This is a genomic window from Bacillus luti (genome assembly GCF_001884105.1).
Classification (GTDB): Bacteria; Bacillota; Bacilli; order Bacillales; family Bacillaceae_G; genus Bacillus_A; species Bacillus_A luti.
In genome coordinates this window covers 16,642-35,051 of the sequence record NZ_MACI01000014.1, presented here as the reverse complement: position 1 = coordinate 35,051, position 18,410 = coordinate 16,642, and the positions used below count along the sequence as shown (strand labels likewise).

At 37.3% G+C, this 18,410-nt stretch carries 16 protein-coding genes; all 16 read right to left on the bottom strand.

Going from position 1 to position 18,410, the window contains the following annotated elements; genetic code table 11:
- Nucleotides 1–19 precede the first annotated feature (19 nt).
- The 16 genes from BAQ48_RS04060 to BAQ48_RS03985 all read right to left on the bottom strand — a co-directional run bounded on the left by BAQ48_RS04060 (nucleotide 20) and on the right by BAQ48_RS03985 (nucleotide 18,231).
- Nucleotides 20–331 (bottom strand): YbjQ family protein, encoded by a 312-nt coding sequence (locus BAQ48_RS04060; protein ID WP_000587632.1) that lies wholly within the window; start codon nucleotides 329–331, stop codon nucleotides 20–22.
- A 67-nt stretch (nucleotides 332–398) separates the two neighbouring features.
- The gene (locus BAQ48_RS04055) at nucleotides 399–2,114 is read right to left on the bottom strand and encodes an ABC transporter ATP-binding protein (RefSeq protein ID WP_071710076.1); all 1,716 of its coding nucleotides are present in this window, start codon (nucleotides 2,112–2,114) and stop codon (nucleotides 399–401) included.
- A 262-nt stretch (nucleotides 2,115–2,376) separates the two neighbouring features.
- Nucleotides 2,377–3,579: a PDZ domain-containing protein gene (locus BAQ48_RS04050; RefSeq protein ID WP_071710075.1), complete on the bottom strand. Its 1,203-nt coding sequence runs from the start codon at nucleotides 3,577–3,579 to the stop codon at nucleotides 2,377–2,379.
- A gap of 91 nt (nucleotides 3,580–3,670) precedes the next feature.
- Nucleotides 3,671–5,107 (bottom strand): S41 family peptidase, encoded by a 1,437-nt coding sequence (locus BAQ48_RS04045; RefSeq protein ID WP_084064391.1) that lies wholly within the window; start codon nucleotides 5,105–5,107, stop codon nucleotides 3,671–3,673.
- 118 nt (nucleotides 5,108–5,225) lie between these two features.
- On the bottom strand, nucleotides 5,226–6,119 hold the full coding sequence (gene ftsX, locus BAQ48_RS04040) for a permease-like cell division protein FtsX (RefSeq protein ID WP_000645026.1): 894 nt from the start codon (nucleotides 6,117–6,119) through the stop codon (nucleotides 5,226–5,228).
- The gene (ftsE, locus tag BAQ48_RS04035; protein WP_071710073.1) at nucleotides 6,109–6,795 is read right to left on the bottom strand and encodes a cell division ATP-binding protein FtsE; all 687 of its coding nucleotides are present in this window, start codon (nucleotides 6,793–6,795) and stop codon (nucleotides 6,109–6,111) included. The genes ftsX and ftsE overlap by 11 nt, the downstream gene beginning before the upstream one ends.
- Before the next feature lie 282 nt (nucleotides 6,796–7,077).
- Nucleotides 7,078–7,401 carry a cytochrome c551 gene (cccB, locus tag BAQ48_RS04030; RefSeq protein WP_000727964.1) on the bottom strand — a complete coding sequence of 108 codons (324 nt, stop codon included), beginning with the start codon at nucleotides 7,399–7,401 and terminating at the stop codon, nucleotides 7,078–7,080.
- A gap of 437 nt (nucleotides 7,402–7,838) precedes the next feature.
- Nucleotides 7,839–8,937, bottom strand: a protein-coding gene (prfB, locus tag BAQ48_RS04025; RefSeq protein WP_116758466.1) for a peptide chain release factor 2 whose coding sequence is annotated in 2 segments (ribosomal slippage) — nucleotides 7,839–8,864 and nucleotides 8,866–8,937 — 1,098 coding nt in all. Because the reading frame shifts where the segments join, the coding sequence is not laid out codon by codon here.
- A 144-nt stretch (nucleotides 8,938–9,081) separates the two neighbouring features.
- Complete coding sequence (secA, locus tag BAQ48_RS04020) at nucleotides 9,082–11,589, bottom strand: preprotein translocase subunit SecA (RefSeq protein WP_071710071.1); 2,508 nt, start codon at nucleotides 11,587–11,589, stop codon at nucleotides 9,082–9,084.
- 273 nt (nucleotides 11,590–11,862) lie between these two features.
- Nucleotides 11,863–12,405 carry a ribosome hibernation-promoting factor, HPF/YfiA family gene (gene hpf / locus BAQ48_RS04015; protein ID WP_071710070.1) on the bottom strand — a complete coding sequence of 181 codons (543 nt, stop codon included), beginning with the start codon at nucleotides 12,403–12,405 and terminating at the stop codon, nucleotides 11,863–11,865.
- 318 nt (nucleotides 12,406–12,723) lie between these two features.
- On the bottom strand, nucleotides 12,724–12,921 hold the full coding sequence (gene cspC, locus BAQ48_RS04010; RefSeq protein ID WP_001162040.1) for a cold shock protein CspC: 198 nt from the start codon (nucleotides 12,919–12,921) through the stop codon (nucleotides 12,724–12,726).
- Nucleotides 12,922–13,047: 126 nt separating this feature from the next.
- The gene (locus tag BAQ48_RS04005) at nucleotides 13,048–13,752 is read right to left on the bottom strand and encodes a ComF family protein (protein WP_071710069.1); all 705 of its coding nucleotides are present in this window, start codon (nucleotides 13,750–13,752) and stop codon (nucleotides 13,048–13,050) included.
- Nucleotides 13,752–15,101, bottom strand: a complete 1,350-nt coding sequence (gene comFA / locus BAQ48_RS04000) for an ATP-dependent helicase ComFA (protein WP_071710068.1) — start codon at nucleotides 15,099–15,101, stop codon at nucleotides 13,752–13,754. Before comFA ends, BAQ48_RS04005 begins: the two co-directional genes overlap by 1 nt.
- Nucleotides 15,102–15,227: 126 nt before the next feature.
- Nucleotides 15,228–16,649, bottom strand: a complete 1,422-nt coding sequence (locus BAQ48_RS03995; RefSeq protein ID WP_071710067.1) for a C40 family peptidase — start codon at nucleotides 16,647–16,649, stop codon at nucleotides 15,228–15,230.
- A gap of 252 nt (nucleotides 16,650–16,901) precedes the next feature.
- Nucleotides 16,902–17,216 carry a winged helix-turn-helix transcriptional regulator gene (locus BAQ48_RS03990; protein ID WP_000400857.1) on the bottom strand — a complete coding sequence of 105 codons (315 nt, stop codon included), beginning with the start codon at nucleotides 17,214–17,216 and terminating at the stop codon, nucleotides 16,902–16,904.
- A gap of 172 nt (nucleotides 17,217–17,388) precedes the next feature.
- On the bottom strand, nucleotides 17,389–18,231 hold the full coding sequence (locus BAQ48_RS03985) for a DegV family protein (protein ID WP_071710066.1): 843 nt from the start codon (nucleotides 18,229–18,231) through the stop codon (nucleotides 17,389–17,391).
- Nucleotides 18,232–18,410: the final 179 nt, after the last annotated feature.

Below are 18,410 nucleotides of genomic sequence, written 5' to 3'. Positions count from 1 at the left end.
ATCAGCACGGCTTTTTACTTTAGATACGGACAGCAGTCCCGCTCACCGCAACCATTAGCATCCCTTCGCGAACGACTTCGTAGTCCACGTCAATACCAACAATTGCGTTCGCATTTTTTTGTCTTGCGAGAGTCTTCATCTCTTCCATTGCGATGTCGCGCGCTTCTTTTAATTTACTTTCGTAAGCGCCTGAACGACCGCCGACAACGTCACGGACAGAAGCGAAAAGGTCACGAACGATATTCGCACCCATAATCGCTTCCCCATTCACGATATCGACATACTCAATAATTTCTTTTCCTTGAATTGTAGACGTTGTTGTTATAATCATACTCTTTAGCCTCCCTTATAAGATTTCCATCTACTTATATGGTGTGCTAATTCAGTAGAAATTATATTTACGAACTAAACTGTGCTTCGTATAGCCTACTATATCCTCCGCCACGCTCAATTAATTCATCATGTGAACCTTGCTCTGCAATACCGTCTTTATTTACAACGACGATACGATCTGCATTTTTAATCGTTGCAAGTCTATGTGCAATCACTAATGTTGTACGGCCAACTGCTAATTCTGCAAGCGATTTTTGAATTGCTAGTTCTGTCTCTGTATCTAGTGCAGAAGTCGCTTCATCTAAAATTAAAATTGGCGGGTTTTTCAAGAACATACGGGCAATCGCTAGACGTTGCTTCTGTCCACCAGAAAGTTTCACGCCGCGCTCACCGATAACTGTATCTAAACCGTCTGGCTGCGAGTAAATTAAATCCTCTAACTGCGCTCTCTTTACTGCCTGCCAAATGTCAGCTTCTGACGCTTTTAAATTTCCGTAAGCAATATTTTCACGAATCGTTCCCGAGAATAAGAACACATCTTGTTGCACAATTCCGATTTGCTTACGAAGTGACGATAATGTCATCTCTTTCGTATCAATGCCATCAATTTGAATTGAACCAGATGATTGCTCATAAAAACGTGGTAATAGGCTACATAACGTTGTTTTCCCCGCCCCAGATGGTCCAACGAACGCAACTGTTTCACCTGCATGGATTTTCAAACTAATATCGTTTAAAATCGGTTCTTTGTTTTCATATCCGAACGTAATGTTGTTATATTGAATATCACCGTGTACATGTTTAACTTCCATCGCATCTTTAGAATCTACAATATCTGGCTCTGTTTCAAGAAGCTCTACATATCTCTTAAAACCAGCAATCCCTTTCGGATAGCTTTCAATTACCGCATTAATTTTTTCAATCGGGCGGAAGAAGATATTCGTTAATAGAACGAATCCGATAAATCCACCGTACGTTAATTCACCTTGCAGAACAAACCATGTACCGCATATTAAGACGAAGAGCGTTACGAGACGCATGAGCATATAACTAATTGACGAATTTAACGCCATAATTTTATAAGCCATTAATTTCGTTGTACGGAAACGAGCGTTGTTCACAGCAAATTGCTCTTTCTCAAACTTTTCATTTCCGAATGCTTGTACAACGCGAATACCACCAACGTTGTTCTCAATACATGCATTGAAATCAGCAACATCTGAGAATAAACGTCTAAACGTACCTGTCATTTTTTTGTTGAAGTAAAGTGCCAACCATAGTAGGAATGGAATGACGAAGAACGTTAATAGCGCTAACTTCCAGTTGATCATCATCATGAATGAGAACGCCCCAACTAAAGTCATAACAGCGATAAATAAATCTTCTGGCCCGTGGTGAGCAATTTCTCCGATTTCCATTAAATCGTTTGTAAGACGTGAAATTAAATGACCTGTTTTATTATTGTCAAAAAATCTGAATGATAGCTTTTGAATGTGATCAAATAATTTCTGCCTCATATCTGTTTCAATGTTAACCCCAAGCATATGTCCCCAATATGTAACAACATATTGCAGGCCTGCATTTAACATATACACTGCAAATAAACCGAAACACGCCCATAAAATCAGCGTCCAGTTTTGCCCTGGCAATAACTTATCAATAAATTGGTTTACGATAAGTGGGAAGCCAAGTTCCAGTAATCCTGCGATAACTGCACAAGAAAAGTCGAGTATAAATAAACCTTTATACGGTCTATAGTAAGAAAAAAATTTACGTAGCATATCTTCCCTCCATTTTCCAAAATTCAAAAGACTCCCTAAATGATAACCATTATCAAATAATTATTCAAGTGATTCGACTAGGAAACTACAATAAGGTTTGCGATAGTTGTCGTTTTCTGCCGGAAAGTCGATATATTCGAATAATCGCCGATATATTTTCAGTTGCGCTGATATATTCTGATGATCGCCGATATATTTTCATGTACTGCTGCTCCCAATCAAACAAAAAGGTGTTACCTAAAGGTAACACCCTCACTTCTATTTACATCGCTTCCGAATCCCACTCATGATCCTGCTGAACAAACACAACACCTAATTCGTGGTGTCCCCCAGCATACAACGCCGTTTGAGCAAGACGAAGCTCACCGTTTGTATCTAATACTTCTAATTTACAAAAAGCTCCTGTCGTCTTCGTTTGAAGTGCATCATAAAATTCCTCGGCACTTCTTGGAACGACTCCATTTACTTTCGTAATAATTTCTCCAGGCAGTAAATTCAGCTCCGCTCCAATTGTATTTGGAATTGTATCTAACACAACAAGTCCGTCATTACGTGCAGCGAAATAGGCTGGTCTTGTCTCATCCACAATTTTTTCTTGCATCGAGATTGTGAAACGTCCAAGCATTGCGACCCCCATCGCGATAATTGCAAGTACATGCCACCAGTAACTTGCGACTCCTAGAACAAGCACAAGTCCTGCTAATCCATAAACACGTCTTCCTGTAAATAATAAAGCTTCTGTCGGCTCATAACTTCTAATCTTTCTCATAAATCCAATTAAAAATGGAACGAGGAATAAAGAATATGTATTTGAACCTATCGAAACGACAGGCCACCATGAAATGAACTGCGTTACCGCATCACCCGGTACAAGAATAAAAATAGGAATAATCCATAAACGCTTCGATTCGTGTAAACCGATCTTAAGCCCACGCTTTCCCTTCCTAATGTTTGGTGTAGAATATCCCACCGCATTTTTAGAAATCAATAAGCCTTCTACAAGAAGCATGACGCCTAGTAAAATAGCAAGAGATACAATCGTACCCTCTTCTCCTTCTCTAAGCTGTAAGAAGGAAACTGGTAGCTTAGAAGATAGTAAAACACATACAATCGCAATACTAAACGTATAAGCCGCCGATAAATATCGATACATAGCCGTTAATCCGAATAGCAAAGTCCAAAGTAAGATTACCCATAAACTCGCTTTAGAAACAACAAGTCCAAGCCCAATCGTAATAAGAGATACGATTAATCCGTATCCAATCCCTGCAAATAGAGATGTTCGCAGCTCAAACCAAATATCATAAACTTTAAAAGAAAAATCTTTTCTCTCTCGTAATATGCGTAAGTATCCAACGAAGATACTACTTATTAAAAATACATAGACAGCAGGGTGTAAGAAAAAACGTCCAACTGCCCGCATTATTTCAAAAATCCATGCTTCCACGAACTCACTCACCACCATTTATATCATTCTTTCTTTTTATCTTATCATAACTGGAGAAACGTGTGTTTAACACAAAAAAATACAGGCAATAAAATGCCTGTATTTCTTCTTATTTTGCCATTAATTTTAATGCTGATTGTAATTGCAAATCATTTTCTCCAGAACGGATTTTTTCAATGATTTTCGTTTGAATTGCTTCAGCTGTCTTTTTATCAAGCTGTCCTGTCGCTTCCATCTCATTTGCATTTTGGAATGCTTTTAGCGCTGATTCTGTCTCTTTACTAAAGTATCCATCTTCACGACCCGGTACATATCCTAAGCTTTTTAGCATTTCTTGTGCATGCTTTACTTGGACATCATTTGAGTTGTATGAAAGTGTCTTTTCAATTTGAATTGGCGTCGCATGGTAGTAATCTGGTTGTTTCACTTCTACAGTTGGCTTGATTCCTTTTTTATGAATCCAATTTCCATCTGGAGTTAACCATTTAAACATCGTTAATTTAATGTTGCTGCCATCTTTAAATGGAACAGCTTGTTGAACAGTCCCTTTACCAAACGTTGTTTCACCAATTAAATCGTAACCTTCTCCTTCTTTCAGCGCACCAGCTAAAATTTCTGAAGCAGAGGCACTTCCTTTATCTATTAACACTGAAATTGGATATGACTTTCTCTCTTTCAGTTCTGTGGAGAATTTCTTTTTCTCTCCATTTCGCTGCTCTACTTGTAGCATTGGCTTTTTATTCGTCATAATTTCTCCTAGTATATCTTCTACACTATTCAAATAGCCACCAGGATTACCACGCACGTCAATAACTAAACCTTGTATGTTTTTCTTCTCTAACTCTTTTAACTGATCCTTAAATTCTTTCGCTGTATTTTCAGCAAACGAAGTAATTTGCATATAGCCGATACCTTTTCCACTCTCTTGCTTCACAGAACTAAACACCGTGAAGATCGGAATTTTTTCACGCTTAATTTTAAATACAATCGGATCAGCTACTCCTGCACGTTTAATTTCAATCGCGACAGTCGTTCCTTTTTTACCACGAATTTTTAGTACTGCTTCTTCACGTGATAAGTCTTTCACACTGTTTCCATCCACAGATAAAATTTGGTCATTCGGTTTAATTCCTATCTTTTCTGCTGGTGAACCTTTAATTGGAGATACGATAATAAGCTTACCGTCCGTCTTATTCACCTCAGCCCCAATCCCCTCTAACTCTGGATCAAGCGATTCACTAAACTGTTTGGCTGTTTCTTTATCCATATACGTGGAATAAGGGTCCTTCAGCGTAGACAACATACCTTGTATTGCACCTTCGACTAACTTGTCATCTTTCACGTCTTCCACATAACGTGAATCAATTAGTGCATACGCCTCATTAATTTTTGCCAAATTCCCTTGCGTTGTGCTAGCATTTCCATTCGAAATTGTTTGCGTTACTTCTGCTGGGCTAACCCCAAATACAGACATTCCTGCAAACATTCCGCCAGCACCAATTAAAAATGCAACAACCATTCCAATAATCGCAACTCTACGTTTCAATGCGGAATTCCCCTTTCCAAAACACACAGGTGGTGTAGCAAAAGGCATCACACAGTGTGTGATGCCTTTACCTATTTCTACTATATGATAAGCTTGTACGAATTATGTTTGCAACTTTTTATACTTTTAAGAAGCGACGAATTGACATTACACTTCCCCACATACCGATTAATGCACCGATTAACACTAATAAACCAGCTAATTGGAATACGAATGGGCTGTATGGTAGAAGCTCGAAAATTGTTCCGCCAAGTTTTTCATTAAACACACCTTGCAGCGAATTATACGTCACTAAAATTAGACCAATTGGAATAATTGATCCTAATACTCCTAGGAATAATCCCTCTAGCAAGAACGGCCAACGAATAAACCAGTTTGTTGCACCTACAAGTTTCATAATTTCAATCTCAGTACTACGAGCATAAATTGTAATTTTAATTGTATTAGAGATTAAGAACATCGCCGTGAATAAAAGACCTGCAATTAACGCAATCCCGATATTACGTCCTGTTTTTACAGTATCAAATAATTTTTCAACTTGGCCTTTACCGTATTGAACATTACTTACAAACTGCATTGATTCAATCTTTTTCGCAATAGTTGCTGTATCTGTTGGCTCTTTCGCCTTTACAACAAATACGTTTTTCAGTGGATTATCTTGCTCAAATAACTCGAACGTTTTTCCACTATCGCCTAAACTCTTAATTAAACGTTTTAACTCTTCTTCTTTAGAAGAATATTTAATAGAATCTACTTTCGCGATTTTACTCATATCTTCTTCTAATTTCTTTTGATCAGCTTCTTTTGCTGCTGGATCAATGTGTACACGAATCTCTACATCTTGCTCTACTTTCGTCGCAAAATGGTTCATATTCATAATCGCTGTTAAAAAGACACCTACAAGTAATAATGTAACTGTTACTGCACTAACAGAAGCAAATGTCATCCATCCGTTACGTGATAGATTTTTTACACCTTCTCGCAAATGTCGACTAAGGGTCTTAGCCTTCATATCCGTATCCTCCCTCAATCTCGTCTCGAGCAATTTTTCCGTCTTCAATCGCAATTACACGGTGACGAATTGTATTTACGATATCTGCATTATGCGTCGCCATAACAATCGTTGTACCACGCTCATTAATACGTGTGAAAATCTTCATAATATCAAGAGCTGTTTCAATGTCTAAGTTACCTGTTGGCTCATCGGCAATTACAACCTTTGGTCTATTAACAATTGCTCTTGCAATTGCAACACGTTGCTGCTCCCCACCTGAAAGTTCACTTGGAAGTGCATCTGCACGATCTTCTAGACCTACTAGTCCTAATACTTCTGTCACACGCTCACGAATTGCTTCTGGCTCTTCTTCAATTACTTCTAAGGCAAACGCAACATTCTCATATACCGTTAATTTAGGTAGCAATTTAAAATCTTGGAAAATTACGCCTAATTGACGGCGGAAATACGGAACATCTTTTTCTGCCAATGTTTCAATTACAAGTCCATTTACGTTAATAGATCCTGTAGATGGTTTCTCTTCACGATACATCATTTTAATAAATGTAGATTTTCCGGCTCCACTCGGTCCAACTACATATACGAATTCACCTTGTTTAATGTTAACTGTAAGACCAGAAATGGCTTTCATACCATTCGGGTACTCCTTATAAACATTCGTCATCTTTATCATTATTTATCACCCAATACTTAATGATTTTTTTTTCGAAATACTTTTCTGTCCATTTGAAAATAAAAGCTAGCCTCTTATTCCCGCTTGACCATTCTTGTTGAAGGTAGTTTACTTACACTCTTTGCATAAACTACTCTATGTAATATATTTCAGCAAAATTCTACAAACCCCATTGTAACATCAAACGGTTTCCAATTCGGATACATTTTTGTTACAGTTATGTTACATACCAAAATAAGGAAACGAGTTGATTTTATAATCAACTCGTCCGTTTTACTCTTTTTATTTATGTTCAGCTAACCACTCAGCTACTTTTTTCGCATCTTCACCCTGAATAATTCCTGGTGACATTGAACCGCGACCTTTTTCAATGATTTTTTCAATATCTGCTGCGTCATATTTCTGTCCTACTTTTCGTAAATCCGGTCCAGTTGCTCCTGATAAATCTTTAGCATGACAACCGATACAACTTTTTTGATAAATTTGCTCTGCGCTATCTGTGCTTGCAGATTGTTTCGAAGGTTTACTCTCTTCTTTATTTCCGCATGCCCCTAAAGCAAAAACGACTGATGTCCCTAACGCAATAGCCAACAATTTCTTTTTCACTTCTATCGCTCCCCATTGTTGATATTCTTTTCATTTCTAACACACTCATTTTCATTATAAGCATTATCTTTATATAGAAAAACTAAGGTATACTTCATATTCTTCAAAAATGCAGTGAGAACCCTAATAGACCAAAGCTTTCCTAAGTTGTTTCAATTATGTGAACATCGTAGAAACTTCAACAAAGTACCCTTTTCCAAAAATCAAACTAGAAAAACTCAGTATACAGTCCTACTCTATTACTGCTCTGTTTTACTATTCTCTACTTTTTACAAAACAATATACAGCATTGTATTCTACATATACTCCCATCAAAAAGAGAAGTTGTCGTTTCCAACTTCTCTTCCTCGGCACTTCATCCATATAAATAAAACAAAACGCTGTATATCCTCTATTTCCTCAGCATGAGCCAACAATTTCGTTGGCTTTTTTTCGCATTAAATACGAGAACGTAAATATGCATCAATAAACGGATCAATTTCTCCATCCATAACAGCTTGCACGTTACCAACCTCTGTATTTGTACGATGGTCTTTTACAAGAGAATACGGGTGGAATACGTAAGAACGGATTTGGCTACCCCATCCAATTTCTTTTTGTTCACCGCGAATTTCATCTAACTCCGCTTGTTGCTCTTCTAGTTTCTTTTGATATAATTTCGCTTTTAACATTTTCATCGCATGCTCACGGTTTTTAATTTGAGAACGCTCTGATTGACATGTTACAACCGTATTTGTCGGTGTATGCGTAATACGAACTGCTGAATCCGTCGTATTAATGTGCTGTCCACCAGCTCCACTTGCACGGTACGTATCAATTTTTAAGTCTTCTGAACGTATTTCGATTTCAACTTCATCATTGAATTCAGGTACAACCTCACAAGATACGAACGATGTATGACGACGGCCTGAAGAATCGAATGGTGAAATACGCACTAGACGATGTACACCTTTCTCTGCTTTCAAGTAACCGTAAGCGTTATGACCTTTAATTAATAAAGTAACGCTCTTAATACCAGCTTCATCACCTGGTAAGTAGTCAACAGTTTCTACTTTAAATCCGCGTTTCTCAGCCCAACGTGTGTACATACGTAATAACATAGAACCCCAGTCTTGTGACTCTGTTCCACCTGCACCTGGGTGTAATTCTAAAATCGCATTATTTTTATCATAAGGATCACTTAATAGTAACTGAAGCTCATACTCATTCATTTCTTGAATTAAGCCTTTTACTTCTGCTTCTAACTCCTCATGTAAATCCTCATCATACTCTTCTTTTAAAAGCTCATGCGTTATTTCTAAATTTTCGAATGTCTCATCTAACTGACGGAACTTTCCAACCATCTCTTTCAGTGCATTTGCTTCGTTAATTACAACTTGTGCGCCTTGTTGGTCATCCCAAAATCCTGCGGCCATCATTTTTTCTTCTAATTCTGCAATTTGTTTCTCCTTAGTAGGGAGGTCAAAGAGACCCCCTAAAAGCCGCTAATCTCTTAGCCATTTTCTCTAATTCCTGTCTAATTTCTACTAATTCCATTTCCTTCACCTCTATGTAATTGCTGTTACTTTCGTATGAAAACAAGGGAAACTCTCTCCACTTATTACGGAGAGAGTCCAGTCCTTCTTAATTATACATTTTTAATGTAAAATTTTGCAAAACAGTCTAGGCTACCGACCTGTATTACTTCCCAATACCGCAACAGTTTTTATACTTTTTACCACTACCACACTTACATAAATCGTTGCGGCCCACTTGGTCACCTTTTACAACTGGCTTTTTCTTCGCTTCTTCGCCATCGCTAGATGGATGAATAGCTTCACCTTGAGCAACTTCTTGACGTTCTAAGTTTTGTTCAATTTCAGCTTTCATAATGTAACGAGAAATTTCTTCTTCAATAGAAGCAATCATTGACTCGAACATTGCGAACCCTTCCATTTGATACTCACGAAGTGGATCGATTTGACCGTAAGCACGTAAATGAATACCTTCACGAAGGTGATCCATCGCATCAATATGCTCTGTCCATTTCGTATCTACAACACGGAATACAACAACTTTTTCGAACTCACGCATTTGCTCTTCTGGCATAAGCTTTTCTTTTTCATTGTAACGCTCTATTAATTTCGCGATAATTGGCTCGCTCATTTCTTCTGGAGCAAGGCGACGTAATTCTTCTTCTTTTACATCTCCTTCTTGCAGAAGGGTTGTATTTAAGTAGTCAACAAGACCTTTAATGTTCCAATCTTCTTCAATTTCCTCTTGTGTATGAAGTGCAACAGCACGTTCTACTGTAGATTTCATCATACCTTCAATAATGTCACGTAAGTTTGCAGACTCCATTACTTCTTGGCGCTGTTTGTAAATTACTTCACGTTGCTGACGAAGCACATCATCGTATTGTAGTAACTGCTTACGTGCATCATAGTTATTTCCTTCTACTCGTTTTTGCGCAGATTCTACCGCGCGAGAAACTATTTTACTTTCAATCGGCTGTGAGTCATCCATACCAAGACGATCCATCATTGATTTCATATTATCAGCACCAAATCGGCGCATTAGTTCATCTTCCATTGATAAGTAGAACTGCGTAACACCAGGGTCCCCTTGACGACCAGCACGACCACGTAACTGATTATCAATACGACGACTTTCGTGACGTTCTGTACCGATAACTGCTAGACCAATGTTTTTAATATCGTCCCCAAGCTTAATATCTGTACCTCGACCAGCCATATTCGTCGCAATCGTTACGGCACCTTTAATACCAGCTTCAGCAATGATATCTGCTTCACGCGCATGGTTTTTCGCATTTAAAATGTTATGGCGTACACCTTTACGTGTTAACATTTTTGAAATAAGCTCTGACGTTTCAATTGCAACTGTACCTACAAGAATCGGTTGTCCTTGCTTATGACGGTTTACAATATCCTCAACAACTGCATTGAATTTACCTTCCATTGACTTGAAGATTAAATCAGCACGGTCATCGCGAATAATATCTTTGTTCGTTGGAATTACGATAACATTCATATTGTAAATGTTACGGAACTCTTCTTCTTCCGTTTTTGCTGTACCAGTCATACCAGATAACTTTTCATACATACGGAAGTAGTTCTGGAATGTAATTGTCGCAAGCGTCATACTTTCATTTTGAATCTCTACGCCTTCTTTCGCCTCGATAGCTTGGTGTAATCCTTCGCTATAACGACGACCCTTCATAAGACGACCTGTAAATTGGTCTACAATTACGATTTCACCTTCTTGTACAACATAATCTGTATCACGATGCATAACAACGTGCGCACGAAGTGCCTGATTAATATGGTGAAGAAGTGCTACATGTTTTAAATCGAATAAGTTTTCAATATGGAAAGCTTTCTCTGCTTTCGTAATACCGTCTTCTGTTAACATTACATTTTTTGTTTTCACATCAAATGAATAATCTTTTTCATTTTCTAACGTACGTACGAATGCATTTGCAAACATGTATAGCTCTGCTGATTTTTGAGCTTGGCCAGAAATAATAAGTGGCGTACGTGCTTCATCGACTAAAATAGAATCGACTTCATCGATAATAGCAAAGTGAAGTGGGCGTTGCACACACTGCTCTTTATATAAAACCATGTTATCACGTAAGTAATCGAATCCAAGCTCATTATTTGTGCTGTACGTAATATCTGCAGCATAAGCTTCTTGTTTCTCTTCACGTGACATACTATTTAAGTTAATTCCTACTGTTAAGCCTAGGAACTCATGAAGTTGTCCCATTTCGGTTGCATCACGTTGTGCTAAGTACTCATTGACTGTAACAACGTGAACACCTTTTCCTGTTAAAGCATTTAAATATACAGGTAATGTCGATGTTAACGTTTTACCTTCACCCGTTTTCATCTCAGAGATATTCCCTTCATGTAAGGCAATACCACCCATTAACTGTACGCCATACGGACGCATTCCAAGAACACGAGTCGCTGCTTCGCGAACAACTGCAAAAGCTTCAGGAAGTAGATCATCTACTGTCTCACCTTTTGTTAGACGTTCTTTAAATTCAAGCGTCTTTCCTTTTAATTGCTCATCAGTTAAAGGCTTAATAGATGATTCTAATGCATCAATTTGCTCAACTGTCTTCTGCATACGTTTAATTTGGCGTTGATTTACATCAAATACCTTTTTTAAAATACCGATCATAGGAAATACGCTCCTCTTTTATTAAAATAAAACTTCCGATTGTTTTTCTTTTTCTCTATATACAATCAGTCGTTATAAAAATCAAATATATGTTATGCCAATTTTTCTCCTAATTAAAAAAACTAAAATGTATATACCTAATGATAATTGTAACACTTGTCTTATAACTATGACAACAATCGGCGGGATGTCGAGTTCTAAATTAGGAAAAGTTTTTTAAAAATCTATTTGCAGCAAAAAAAGCGCAGCCATTTCGGCTGCGCTTTCGAATTATTATTTAGTTTCGATTAAACCGTATTTCCCATCTTTACGGCCATATACAACATTAGTTTCATTTGTATCAGCATTTGTGAAGACGAAGAAATTATGTCCTAGCATATCCATTTGTAGGATCGCTTCTTCGACGTCCATCGGTTTTAAATCGAATCGTTTTGTACGTACAAGTTCTAGTTCATCCTCTTCTACCTCATCCAGAACAGCTACTGCTTCTGGAAGGATAAAGTTCGTTTTCACAGAACCTTTCTCACGTAACTTACGATTTACTTTTGTTTTATGTTTACGAATTTGTCGCTCAAGTTTATCAACTACTAAATCGATAGCAGCGTACATATCGCTATTAGTTTCTTCTGCACGAAGTAATAAATCAGTAAACGGAATTGTTACCTCGACACGTTGCTTGTCAGAGTATACTTTTAAATTAACTTTAACCTCTGGGAATGTATCAAAATAACGCTCTAACTTACTTAGTTTTTTCTCTACATATTCCTTTAATGCTGGAGTTACTTCAATATTTTCACCACGAATGTTGAATTTCATAGATGAATTCCTCCTTTCAAGCCTATGTACTATAATTTCGACACTGGCTTAAAAACTCCTTCTAATTTTTTTAAAAAAATTAGTGGAATTGCGATTTTTTTATCGTTTTTTGTTGAAATGAAAAGATGCATCGTTTCTATCTTTATTTTATCCTATTAACATCGTGAATAACGAATATAACTGTGGACAATTCGTTACAGAAAAGAAACAACTTTTTGACAACTCTTTTCATAACAAAAACCCCTTGTAAAAAAACAAGAGGTTCTACTATATATAACGTTGCCACAAACGCAGCTTTCTCTCCCAAAAACAATATCCCTACAGTTTTACAACATTAGCTGCTTGTGGTCCACGCGCTCCATCAACAATGTCAAACTCTACTTTTTGTCCTTCTTCTAACGACTTATATCCATCTTGTTGAATAGCAGAAAAATGAACAAACACATCGTCACCATCTTCACGCTCAATAAACCCAAATCCCTTTTCTGCATTGAACCATTTCACTCTTCCTTGCATGTTCATTCCATTCCCTTCACTCTAAAAATCAGGGCATTCACCCCATATTTTGACTATAACGAATGACAACATATGAAGTCAAAGAAGACTTATCGTCTTTTTATTGCCCCTTTCGACAGTTACAGATTAACTTCTACAAAGCGTCAAACTAGAAACTTCCCTCGCTCCTCTATCGTATAAAAGACTTCCAATTTGCCTAACTGTAATTCCTGTCGTATATACATCATCAACGAGTAAAATATGTTGCCCATGAAACATCTCTTCTCCTTGAAAATAAAAAGGATTACTTCCCGACACCCTTTCTTTACGCGTCTTTTTACTTTGCTTTTCTGTTTCTCTTCTGCTTAACGATGTAGTAGACACGCTAACAGGTAAACAAGCTGCCAATAACTCCGCTTGATTAAAACCTCGCTCGTATTCCCGTTCCCTACTAAGCGGAACAACCATAATAACTGAAACATGTGTAAAGCACTTTTGAAACAGACTACGAAAAGGTTGATAAAATATATGAACTAACTCAGCATCACCACGAAACTTAAACTGCGCTAGTATACCTTTCATCTCATCATTGTACACGTACAACGAACGATTTTTAAAAGGACGATATCCCTCCTCATTCCTCCATCTTACACAATCCATGCAAATGTCATTTCCTTTATATCGGGTAGGCAAGTCATCTAAAGGACGACCACAATCCACGCAAATTTCTCCTATTATATAAGACAGTTTTTTCTCACATCTATCACATATATATTTTCTATGAACCTTTACAAAAAAGGTGTACCAACTAACTGTTTCTACAATACACTCATCACAAAGTAGACAATGCATTAATCGATCAACCCTTGTTCTTTCGCATTTTTGTTCATACTTTGAATATGTTTTTTCGCACGTACCATCGCCTCTGTCTTACCGTAATGAAAATAAACGACCTCGCCATACGGTTCCTCAAAACTTCGACCTACACGGCCTGCAATTTGTACGAGCGCACTTTCTGAAAATATTTCTTCTTCCGCACCCAAAACCGCAACTTGTAAGTTCTTCACTGTTACTCCTCTCTCCAAAATTGTCGTTGTAACTAATAACGGAATTTCTCCCTTTCTGAACGCCGCGACTTTCTCTTTTCTCATCGGATCTTCCGCATGTACACCCTCAACTTTATTATGCAATGATTTCAATAACGAGCTTATTTCTTCTATATATCGTACATGGGGAACGAATAAAAAAACGGGATATTTTTTGTTTAAGTATATGTTTAACCATTGTAGTAAAACTCGAGGAATTCTTTCACGGTTGAGGCTTTTCTTCCAATTTCCGCACCAGCGAAATAGGGGCACTGGCAACGGATGACGGTGGTATCGTCCGGAGACAATGATACCCTTTTGTTTACCCTTTCTGAAATTGCGCTTCCACTTTTCATCTGGAGTCGCCGTTAAATAAATACTTGCTGCATTCTCTTTCATCGCTTGTTTTACTGCATAATGTAGCATTTTGTCTGCATAATACGGAAAAGCATCTATTTCATCTACAATCATGACATGGAACGCTCTATAGTAACGTAGCAGTTGATGAGTAGTCGCCACGACTAACGCTGCATCTTTTTCCCTTTCTACACTACCTCCATATAAAGCAGCTACATGTATATTCGGGAACACCTCTCGTATCCTTGGTGCTAATTCAAGTACAACATCCGTCCTTGGCGTTGCGATACAAACCCTTTCTCCTTTTTGAAGCGCCTCTGCAATACCATAAAATAACATCTCTGTCTTTCCAGCACCGCACACAGCCCAAATAAAAAACGATTCTTTCTGCTTAACAGCATCCAGGGCACCTTTTGCCGCTAACTCCTGTCCAGTAGACAAAGTGCCTTTCCACTGTAATGGATTCATATCATTTTCTCCTTTCCTTTCAGCAGTCCCGCGAACAAGTACAGTACATTCACTTACCCTCCCCATCGTTATACACTTTCGGCAATACACACAAACGCTATTGCACCTTTTGCATAGAAATGACGCAAATAGTCGCTGCTCTATATTCCCGCAGCGCTGACACATATATTTAGAATCTCTCTTTTTTATACCTTGTACACATGTAACCTCCCTCTTCTTTTTCAAACCATCTAAATTATCCCGCACATCTGAAGAAAGTTCCTCTAGTAATAACTGTTTCCCAGCTTGCATCAGCAACCACCTCCAGCTCTACTATAAACCTTCCTCATGCTCTCGTAAAAACTCAAAAAAGCCGATAACCTACTTATAAAATAGTAAGCTATCGACTTTATACACATTTTTTATTCAATTATAATCCTATAATCTACCGTAACCTAAGAAATGTTTTTGGTTGTATGAACTATTTACACTACCGTAAGTAACGCCTGTTGACTCATCAGCAGCATGAATCATTTGACCGCCACCAATGTAAATACCAACGTGAGATACGCCTGCTCTGTAAGTACCTTGTAAGAAGATAAGATCTCCTGGTTTCGCTTCAGATGGGCTAATCTTTTGTACAGAACTCCATAAACCTCTAGTATCTTGACGACCTAAACCGTAAACATAAGAGATTAATCCACTACAGTCAAATCCACCATTTGAAATTGACGCACTACCCCATACGTATTTTAGACCTACTAAACCTTTAGCTTTTGAGACAACATCTTGTCTTCCGCCACCAGTGTCAGCTGGTACTTCTGGAGCTGGTGTTGCTTTTTTCTCTTCTTTTTTCTTAGGCTCATCTTTTTTAGCTTGTCCATCATTGCTTGCTGGAGCAGCTTGTGGTTGTGCTGGAGCCTGCGCCGGTTGTGCTGGAGCTTGTGCTTGTTGAGCAGCTTGCTCTGCCTGCTTTTGAGCAGCAGCTTCTTGTGCAGCTTTTTCTTGTGCTTCTTTTTCAGCAATTTGTTGTAATTTTAACGCTTGTTGTTCAAGCTCTTTTAATTGACTTTCCGTACTTGTCATCGTAGTTACAACTGTTTCCATTTTACCGCTTAAATCATTTACTGCAGTTTCTTTTTTCGCTTTTTCAGCGTCAAGTTCTTTCTTAGCAGTTTCAATTTGAGCTTGTGCTTCTTTTAATTCTTTTTGTTTTTCTTTTACTGTTTCAACATCTTTTTTCACGTTCGCTTGATCTTCTTGTTGTGTTTTCATGATATCTTCGTCAGACTCAAGAATTTTAGAAACAGAATTTAAACGATCAACTAAATCTGCAATGTTTTTAGAGTTTACAAGAACTTCTGTTACAACGTTCGTATTTGGTTGTTCTTGAAGTGCAACTAAACGCTTTCTTAATAACTCTTCACGTTTTGCAATCTTTGTTTGTAATTCTGCAATATCTTTATTTTTCTTCTCGATTAATTGCTCAGTATCAGAAACTTTTTTCGTTGTTTCATCAAGTTTTGTAGCATTCTCTTGAACAGACTTATCTAAACCTTGAATTGTTTTGTTTAAGTCATTCATTTGTTTTTGTAATTCATCACGCTCTTGTTGTTGTTTATGTAAAGTGTCATTTTGTGTATTAATTTGTGATTTCACATCTGAAATATTATCTTCTGCAAATGCATTTGGTGTTAGTCCTGAAAACATTAACCCTGCAACTAATGCGCAAGATGCCATTTTTAGCTTTTTCATTTTATTTTTTACACCGCTTTCTTTTTTCATTTTCCGTATATAACCTATAAATTTTATACCATAATTCGGGATTTTTTTTACCAATGTTACGCTTTTGTAAAACAAATGTAATATTATATTACCTCTCTATTGCAAAATACGTATAAATTTGTATGTATATGTAGAATTTTAAAAGATTTACACCTCTTATTATCCCGCGATTCGTGTGCAGGACTCCCCCCTAAAAATTCGGCAATTGTAAGAAATTTAGGCGTGAGATAATGGCCCGTAAATACTAATTGGTGAAACTTTATAAAAAAAGAAAAAAACGCAAGGACTCCCTTACGTTTTATTGCATCTACAAATAAAATTGAAAAGCTATTTCATCCATTTTTCAGCCCAATTTTGGACTTCATCCATAACACTTTCTAACGCTTTTCCTTTGTCAGTTAAGCCATACTCAATTCGAACCGGTACTTCTGGATAAACATTACGAACGACAATGCCTTCGCTTTCCAATTCCTTTAAACGCTCTGACAACATACGATCGCTCATATTTGGTATAATATCTGCGATTTCTCTAAAGCGTTTCGATTCTTCGAGCAAAGATTTAATAATTAAGCCAGTCCATTTTTTACTAAGCAAAGTAAAAGCAGACTCAAACTTTGGACATAAGCAAGAATTATGCTCCATATGTTTCACCTCTCCTCTATTATAATATAGTTTCTTGTAAAAAGTAAGTTATAAAACTTTCCTCATTATTTTATTTTACGTACATTTTACCATTTCCAAATATTAACTTGTCAACTGTACGCAAAATATCCGTAAAAAAACCCTCTTCAAAAAGAGAGCTTTTTATATCTTATTACTTCGTATACCATCCAAGACCTAGTGCACCTTCACCTAAATGCGTACCAATTACAGCACCAAAATAACCTGTACGGATGGTAACATGAGGATATTTTGCTTCTAATTCAGCCTTCCATTCATTCGCTTCCTCTTCACGTTGCGCATGAATGATAACTGCTTCCATAGGTACACCTTTACTTGCTTGCTCATCAAAAATCTCAACAATTCGTTTTAATGCTTTTTTACGCGTACGAATCTTTTCAAACGGAATAATGATTTTATCTCTGAAATATAAAACTGGCTTCACTTGTAACAAACTACCAATGAAAGCTTGCGCACTATTTAATCGTCCGCCACGCTGTAAATGATGTAAATCATCGACCACAAAATAGGCGTCCATCGTTTGCTTCATTTCATCAAAACGGGCGATGATCTCTTTTGGATCCTTTCCTTCACTTGCTAGTTTTGCTCCTTCACGTACATAGAATCCTTGTACTTCACAACTAATTTCAGAGTCATACGTATATACATCAATACCCTCTACCATCTGCCCAGCTGTCGTTGCAGTTTGGTATGTACCACTAATCCCACTTGAAAGGTGAATGCTAATAACTGCATCATAATCCTTAGATAATTCTTCATATAGCTCAACAAATTTTCCGATTGCTGGCTGAGAAGTTTTCGGAAGCTCTTCTTGCTCACGTACTTTCACATAGAAATCATCTACTGAAATTCCAGCTTCTTCTTGATAAGATTCCGTTCCAAATACAACGTTCAATGGAATCATATATATATTGAGTTCTTCACGAATATGCTTCGGTATATATGCTGTACTATCAGTAACAATAGCTGTTTTCATTTTCGTACCTGCCTTATAAAAAAGTTTTTATTCCCTAAGTTTACACGAAAACTAAAAATGGTGCATCCATACATGAAAATGCTGATTGGAAGTTATACTCCCTATCCCGACAAATTACAACAAAAAGGTGAAATACTCATCAAAAATTTCAACATATTTGTAAAAAATGTTTGAATATA